Raw genomic sequence first — 8061 nt, 5'->3', positions numbered from 1 at the left:
GCGACTGCGGCCCTCATCATCAGGTGGGTGGAATCGTACAAGCTCGGCATCGGGCGCATACCCATCACCAACCTCTATGAGTCCCTGGTATTTTTCGCCTGGTCCATCATCTTCTTTTACCTCTTCGTCGAGGTCAAATACAGGACGAGGGCGTTCGGCGCATTTGTCCTCCCCATCGCCTTTTTCACCATGCTTTTTGCCGGCACCGTGGAAAGCTCCATACAGCCTCTCGTCCCTGCCCTCCAGTCTTACTGGCTGCACATCCACGTCATCACCTGCTTCATCGGTTACGCCGCCTTCGCCGTCTCCTGCGGCGTGGCCGTGATGTATCTTCTCAAGGAGAGGCAGGAGAAACAGGGGATAGAGAAAGGCGTCGTGGGCTCTTTCCCCAAAACCCGGGTCCTGGACGACCTGGTTTACCGGGGCGTGATCTACGGCTTTCCCTTCTTAACGGCCGGGATCATCACGGGGGCCGCCTGGGCGAACTACGCCTGGGGTACCTACTGGTCCTGGGACCCCAAGGAGACCTGGTCCCTCATCGTCTGGCTCGTTTATGCAGCCTTTCTTCACGCCAGGATAACGAGAGGGTGGTACGGGAAAAGGACGGCGATACTCTCCATCATCGGGTTCCTGGCGACGATATTCTGCTACCTCGGCGTGAACCTCGTTCTTTCGGGACTGCACAGCTACGGCGGATCGTAAAGAGAGCTATTTGCTTTTTATAAGATTTTGCATTATGGTTTTCTTGAACCAACAAAGGTAGGGGGCAAAACGATGAAGAAAGCCTTCAGCTTTATCCCGCTCACCGCGTTAGCAATAGCTGTTCTCATTATTTTCTTCCCCGGAAAGGCTCTCTCCAAGAGCTGTGTAACCGACAAGTGTCACGCCCAGATGGGGAAGGCGGAATACGTTCACGGACCCGTGGGCGTGGGCCAGTGTGCCGTGTGCCACACGAAGGGCAAGAAGAACCATCCCACCAAAAAGGCTTCCCAGGATTTCCAGTTTCCCGCGAAGGGCAAGGCTCTATGCTACCTGTGCCACGAACCCATGGATACCAATGAGGTCGTTCACGCCCCCGTGGCGAAGGGTGAGTGCACCGCCTGCCACGACCCCCACGGGTCGAATGCGCCGAAGAATCTGAAGGCCCGGACGGTGAGCGAGCTCTGCTTCAAGTGCCATGAGAATACCAAGACGGTGAAACAGGTCGTCCATGGCCCCGTTGCATCGGGCGACTGCATGGTGTGCCACAATCCCCACTCCACAGACAACGAGAACATGCTCGAGGAAGCGGGCAACGAACTCTGCTTCCTCTGCCACGAGGACAGGCGGGCCCAGTTCACGAAGAAGTATGTCCACAAGCCGGCCGCTGAGCGGTGCAACAACTGCCACGACCCGCACAATACCGATTTCAGCTTTCAGCTTAAAATGGGCGGGAAGGACCTGTGCCTGAACTGCCACAAAGACATGGCGAAGATCCTCGAAGAGTCGGAATACAAGCACGGCGCCCTGAAGAAGGGGGACTGCACGCTGTGCCACACGCCCCATTCGTCGGACTTCCCCCGTCAGCTGAAGACCCACACCAAGGATATCTGTTTCGGCTGCCACCAGGATATGGGGAAATCGGTCGAATCGGCGAAACATCTCCACGGGCCGGTCAAGCAGAACGACTGCTTTGCCTGCCACAATCCCCACGGGACAGACAACCCGAAGATACTCAAAAAGTATTTCCCCGCAGAGTTCTACAAACCCTACAAGACGGAGAACTACGCTCTCTGCTTCGGCTGCCACAACAAGGACATCGCCCTGGACAGGGTGACGACGAGGCTTACCAACTTCAGAAATGGAGACGAGAACCTCCACTTCCGCCACGTAAACAAGGAGAAGGGGCGCTCCTGCAAGGCCTGCCACCAGGTGCACGCGGGAAACCAGGAGAAGCACATCAGGGAGGACGTGCCCTTCGGCAAGATGTGGAAGCTCCCCGTGAAATTTACGAAGACGGACACGGGAGGCGGCTGTGAGGTCGGGTGCCACAAGCCGAAGCAGTACGACAGGGACAGCCCGGTAGCAAACAAGTGAGAAAGAGCGCGTTGAACCTTACCTGTTTCAAGGAGTAGAACGATGCTGAAGTTGAAACTGTCGGGACTCCTTCTCCCTTCCCTTGCGGCGTTGGTGCTTCTCTCCTGCATGGGGGCTGCGGCTTCCGGGTCCACATTCAGAACGCAGGAGGTGGGCGAAGCGGTCCCGGGATTTGCCCTGAAGGATGCAGAAGGCAGGGATGTCACCTTTACCCCCGCCGACGGCAAGGTCAAACTGGTGGCCTTCGTGTCGGTTACAAAGAACAGCAAGTCGAGAAAAATGCTCGGAACGCTGGATAGGATCTATCAGGAAGTGTCCCGGAAGGGCGTCGGTGTGTACGTCGTCGTCTCCTACGAGGACAGGGCCGAGGACGTGAAGGCCTTTCTGGAAGAGGAAAAAATAACCCTCCCCCTGGTCTTCGACAGCGACCGGAAGGTCTACGGCGACTGGGGGCTCTTCGTCCTTCCTGCCACGGCAATCGTCGACGGCGAGGGAAAACTGGCGTTCGAGCACTCATCCTACGACATGGAGTACGAAAACATCGTCGGAGGAAAGGTCAAGGTCCTGGCGGGAGCCATGACCGAGGCGGATTACGAGAAGCTCGTGCGCCCGGGCGACGAGGTGCAGAAGTCAGCCGGGCAGACGGAAGCGGAACGGCTCATCATCCTCGGAAAGAAGCTCTCCTCGAAGGGGATGCACGAGAAGGCAGCGGAGAAGTTCATGGAGGCAGTCGATAAAGACCCGGAGAACCTTGAGGCGAGAACGCTCTACGCGGAGTCGCTGGGGAAGTCGGGCAAAGTCGACGAAGCCATTACTGAGCTGAACCTTGTTCTGGAAAAGAGCCCGAACATGCGGGATGCCAGGATCGCCCTGGGGATCGTACTTATCAAGAAGGGAGATTACGACGGCGCCGTTGAGAACCTCACCAGCGCCAGCATGCTCAACCCCAGGCCCCAGAGGGCCTACTACTGGCTCGGCAACGCCTACGAGAAAAAGGGGGACCTTGAAAACGCCGTCAAGTTCTACCGGAAGGCGCTGAAGAGGGTCCTCGGCGAATGATCGCCTGGTACAGACAGGGAGGAGGGGGCAGCGGATGACCATGAAGAGGATTGCTCCGTTTTTTCTCGTCGCAGGGATGTGCCTGTATTTTTCCTGGGCGCCTGCCGGCTTCGCTAAAAACCCCGGCATCATCCTGATCCAGCCGGAAAGCGATGCGGTTCTTTCGCCGGGCAAATCCCTGTTCATCGGAAAGGTCTGCGGTGAGACGAGGGGAGAGGTGACCTTGACGCTGGGAAACGGAAAGAGGCTGAAGGCGGACCTGCGTGACGGCGTATTCTACAAAGAGGTTTATCTCGACAGGGGAAAGAACCGGGTCGAGATCTCTTTCCCCGGGACGAAGCCGGTTGGCGTAAACTTCCTGGTGAGAAATAACGGGGGTTACCGGTACCACGTTGCCGATATGAGATGTGGCGATTGCCACCGGCAGGGATATTCCGTCTCGCGGCCCGAGGACTCCCTCTGCTACCGGTGCCACGATAAGAAAGACGACAAGAAGTTCGTCCACGGTCCCCTGGGTGGCGGTGCGTGCGCCGTCTGTCACGAACCCCACGGCTCCAGGAATGCCTATTTTCTGAAGGAAGATACCCGGGTACTTTGCATCTCGTGCCACGACCAGAGCAGTTCCAGGACGCACGTTTTGTCCGCGAAGAACAAAAAATGCGAGAAGTGCCACAACCCCCACTCGTCGGAGGAAGTAAATTTCCTGAGATAGGGCGGGGTGCCGGATTCCCGGCCGTCTTGAAACGGCCGGGGAGTCAAGGTAAGGCCTCAAAAATTTCACGGCATTCGATTCCGGCAATAATGCGTTTTTAAATGACTAGTTCTCAATTATCGGGGAGGGGCTGCATTGAAGAAAAGGAGAGTGAAGGTGGATTTTTGTTCTCTTGTTTTTCACGCCGTCATGGTCTTTGCGTCGGCCATGCTCATATCCACCGCCGCTGCGGCTTTCAAGAACCTGGGGGAGGGCATGGAGGTTCCGAGCTTTACGCTGAAGGACCTCGGGGGACAGGAGGTCTCCTCTGATGGGATCAAGGGGAAAAAGGCGGCGGTCATCGTGTTCTTCGCCACCTGGAGCGAGCGCTCCCTCGTCCAGCTGAAAGACCTGGAAGAGGTCAGGAGCGCTTTGAAAGAGCAGGGCCTCGAGATAATCGCCATCAACGTTGACCATGAGGGCATGGACGCAGGGGAGATCGAAACGGTAAGAGGCAAGGTCGCCGAGCTCGGGGTAACCTACCCGGTACTGGTCGACACGGACCTGGGGGTTTACCGGCGTTTCGGCGTCGTGGCCGTACCCTCGAGCGCCGTTGTTAAGTCCGGGGGGATCGTCGTTGCAACCGTGAACGGGTATCCCTCGCTTGCCAGTAATGAGATTAAAGAGAGAGTCGAAGTGCTGCTCGGCGTGAAAGAGGATGCGTCGGCTTCGACGGCCGCTGAGACGGGATACAGGCCCGAGCGGTCATCCCTTCTGAACTATAACCTTGCGCGGCGGCTCTATGACTCCGGCATGCATGCGAAGGCGGAGAGGAAGCTGCAAATCGCCATCAAAAGCGACGATAAGTTCGTCAAGCCGAAGGTCCTTCTCGGGGACATCTACCTGGCGAAGGCGGCAAAGAAGAAGGCCTACCTTCTGAAAGCGAAGGGGATGTACGAAACGGCGCTGGAAGTATCCCCGGGCGATGAGGCCGCATCCACCGGGCTTGCACGGGTTTTCGTTCGGGAAGGGGCTGTCGACGATGCCGAAAAGCTGGTGGACAGTGTTCTGGAAAAAAACCCGGCATACACCACCGCGCTTATTGTCAAGGGGCTGATCCTGGCGAAGAGGGGAAACGAGAAGGAGACGGACCGGTACGTGATGGAGGCGGTCGGCCTCGCCCGCATGGACCCGGAAGTCCTTGCCCTCGCGGGAACGGTGTACCAGGAGAGCGGGAACCTGAACAAGGCCGCCCTCTTTTACCGGAAGGCGGGGGAAAAGCTGGGGTATTGATGCAAAAGAAAAAATAGTAATGCGGAATTCGGAATGCGGAATGCGGAATGAAAACCCAACGAGAAACGAGAAACTGGAATGGTAATGCGGAATTCGGAATGCGGAATGAAAACCCAACTCGAAACTCTAAACGCGAAACCGGTTTCACGGGACCCGGGACACGGGACTCGGGACTACAGACTCCCTGCGATGGTAGTGCAGAGTGAAGAATGTAGAGTGCAGACTAGAAGGTCGTTTGGTGGCTGGGTTCGAAGCAATATTCTCGGTCGCTGTTGCCCGATACCGATTATAATGTTCTGGATTGCTTAAGGGAGGCTGGATGTTGAAAAAGCTTATCTTTGTGGTTGTCGCGCTCCTGACTGTTTCTGCCCTCGTCTTCGGCATCTACCGGGGGGAGATGGGCGAGACCCTCTTCAACGGTGCGATGCTCTGACTCTCCTGCATAGGGGTCGGGTGACCCCTAAATATTCAGGATTAAGGGGGCAAGGGGGAAACAGGGATAGATGGTAATGCGGAATTCGGAATTCGGAATGCGGAATGAAAACCCAACTCGAAACTCTAAACGCGAAATCGGTTTCACGGGACCCGGGACTCGGGACTACAGACTCCCTGCGATGGTAGTGCAGAGTGAAGAGTGAAGAGTGCAGAACAGGAGAATTCAAAATTTTCAAGAGGTGAGAGTAGAAATAAGAGAGGAGAAAGCCGTGATTCCCAAAACTGCCGGCGTTCAACTCCCGACTTTCGGTTTTCCGGTTTTTTACAGGGGCAGGGGTTTATCCCCGCCCTGATCAGATACTCGCATCCAGGGTGATAGATTGGACTATCTCAAGCGAAGGATCGTCCAGCTCATCGGCACCTTCGGCACCAACGGCTATTACAAGGGGATTTTTACCGCCTCCCTCTACCAGGGGTCGCTCAAGAGCTTCTGCGTGCCCGTTTTGAACTGCTACGCCTGCCCCAACGCCCTCTTCTCCTGTCCCATCGGTACCNNCCCCTATTACGCCATGGGGATACTCGGGGTCGTCGGCTCGAGCATCGGCCGGATGACCTGCGGGACCCTCTGTCCCTTCGGGTTCCTGCAGGATATCCTCTACAAGTTCAGGAGCTGGAAGTTCCGCATTCCCACGTTCTTGCGCTATGGGAAGTACCTGGTCCTGGTCGGCCTCGTGTTCATCATCCCTTACGTAACCCAGGAGAACTGGTTTTCCAAGCTGTGCCCCATGGGGACCCTCATCGGCGGGATTCCCTGGGTAACCCTCAACCTGAACGTTCGGTCGATGATCAAGTGGCTCTTCTGGGCGAAGATCTCGATCCTGTTGCTCTTCGTTTCCACGTCCGTGCTTTCGAAGAGGCCCTTCTGCCGGGTTATCTGCCCCCTGGGAGCGATATTCTCCGTTTTCAACAAGGCGAGTTTTTTCCGGCTCGAGTGGAACCCCGATACCTGCACCAAGTGCGGGAAGTGCGAGAAGATATGCCCCGTCGACATAAGGGTTGACCGGGAACCCAACTCGATCGACTGCGTACGGTGCCTCGACTGCACCCGGTGCCCGAGCGTAAAATCAACGACCGTCTTTACCCGGGATCCATTCAAGAAAGGGGAGGCTGGAGTCGCGACCGAGGGGGTCGACTCCACGGATCAAGCCGGAGTCGCCGCTCACTGAATCTGAATATGAACATCAACCGGTCACTCATCGCCGCACTTTTTTTGCTCTCCCTTCTCTTTCCGTCGCGCGGGAAAACAGACGTATTGTATCCGCCCGATCTGACCCTGACGGGCGGGAAAAAAATCACCATCTACGGCTTCGCAGAAGACGATGGGCCGGTTGAGGGCGAGGTCAATTACATCCGGAAGTTTTCCCTCGAGGACGGGGAGTTCTTCCGGGGGAATGTGGAGCTTACGCCGGGAATGAACATCATCAAACTGGGAAAAGATACCATTCGGGTCTTCATGGTCGTCGGAAGCGATATCCCCTCCCTGAAGATGAAATCGGGCGATGATGAACTGACCTTTAATCGCTACACGGTCCATCCTGCCCTGGAGGAGGGCTGCGGGTCCTGCCACGAATTCGAGGGGCAGGAGATCGCCCTCATCGGGGGCGTAAAGGCGCTCTGTTTCGAGTGCCACGATGACCCGACGAAGGACGATGACGGAAAAGCCCGCNNCGCCGTTCTGGAGGAGGAGTGCACCGAGTGCCACGACCCGCACTTTTCAAAAAACAAGAAGCTCCTGACGCATGAGCATATCTGCCTTGAGTGCCACGACGATAAGGACCCGGGAGAGGCCAGGAAGGGGAGCGTCCACGCTCCCGTGGGCAAAATGGAATGCGCATCCTGTCACGATCCCCACGCATCAGCCCATAAGTTCCAGTTGAAGAGGGAAGGTGCCGCCCTCTGCTTCGGCTGCCACGGTGACGTGACCAGAGACGAAAAGGGGGTTCCATTGAAGTTCGCCCACGAACCTGTGGCCGAGGGGGAATGCCTCTCCTGTCATACACCTCATGTTTCAGATTACGAGAAACTGCTGGTAGCTCAAAAGATCTGTTTCGAGTGCCACGACGACAAGGACCCAGAGCAGGAGGGGTATGCGACCGTCCACGAGCCGGTCAAAAAGGTGATGTGTTCCTCATGCCACAGCCCCCACGCCTCTTCCAACCCGAACCAGCTCAAAGAGTCCGGTAGCCGGCTCTGCCGCGGGTGCCATCAGAAGCCCCACCGACTGCACATTTTGTCAGCGTCGGAGGGCTCGAGCACCCGTGTTCCGGAAAAGTTCCCCCGGGAGAAAAACGGCGACTTTTCCTGCCTCGGATGCCATGCACCCCATTTTTCGAAAAACAGGCGGCTTTTCCGGGAAGAGGAGTCCAAACTGTGCATAACGTGTCACAAGATGTAGCAAGGCTGTGATGAGGAAGTCTGCAGTCCCGGGTCCCGATAAACCGGTTTCG

6 protein-coding genes and 1 pseudogene (1 of these 7 only partly in view) are annotated in these 8061 nt (G+C 56.8%); all 7 read left to right on the top strand.

The features are described from left to right. Positions 1–702, top strand: a pseudogene (gene ccsB, locus GTN70_06710) (c-type cytochrome biogenesis protein CcsB); it begins 99 nt to the left of the window's first position. A 72-nt stretch (positions 703–774) separates the two neighbouring features. Then, the gene (locus tag GTN70_06705; protein ID NIO16676.1) at positions 775–2076 is read left to right on the top strand and encodes a cytochrome C; all 1302 of its coding nucleotides are present in this window, start codon (positions 775–777) and stop codon (positions 2074–2076) included. 42 nt (positions 2077–2118) lie between these two features. Continuing rightward, positions 2119–3135, top strand: coding sequence for a tetratricopeptide repeat protein (locus tag GTN70_06700; protein NIO16675.1), 1017 nt, complete (start codon positions 2119–2121; stop codon positions 3133–3135). 34 nt (positions 3136–3169) lie between these two features. Then, positions 3170–3847, top strand: a complete 678-nt coding sequence (locus tag GTN70_06695; protein NIO16674.1) for a hypothetical protein — start codon at positions 3170–3172, stop codon at positions 3845–3847. 135 nt (positions 3848–3982) lie between these two features. Further along, positions 3983–5119 (top strand): redoxin domain-containing protein, encoded by a 1137-nt coding sequence (locus GTN70_06690; protein ID NIO16673.1) that lies wholly within the window; start codon positions 3983–3985, stop codon positions 5117–5119. An 815-nt stretch (positions 5120–5934) separates the two neighbouring features. Next, the gene (locus GTN70_06685) at positions 5935–6780 is read left to right on the top strand and encodes a 4Fe-4S binding protein (GenBank protein ID NIO16672.1); all 846 of its coding nucleotides are present in this window, start codon (positions 5935–5937) and stop codon (positions 6778–6780) included. An 8-nt stretch (positions 6781–6788) separates the two neighbouring features. Further along, the gene (locus GTN70_06680) at positions 6789–8009 is read left to right on the top strand and encodes a hypothetical protein (protein NIO16671.1); all 1221 of its coding nucleotides are present in this window, start codon (positions 6789–6791) and stop codon (positions 8007–8009) included. The last annotated feature ends 52 nt before the right edge of the window (positions 8010–8061 follow it).

The organism is Deltaproteobacteria bacterium (assembly GCA_011773515.1).
GTDB lineage: Bacteria > Desulfobacterota > Deferrimicrobia > J040 > J040 > WVXK01.
Note: the sequence above shows the minus strand (reverse complement) of the source record. Positions and strands in the feature narration are given on the sequence as shown.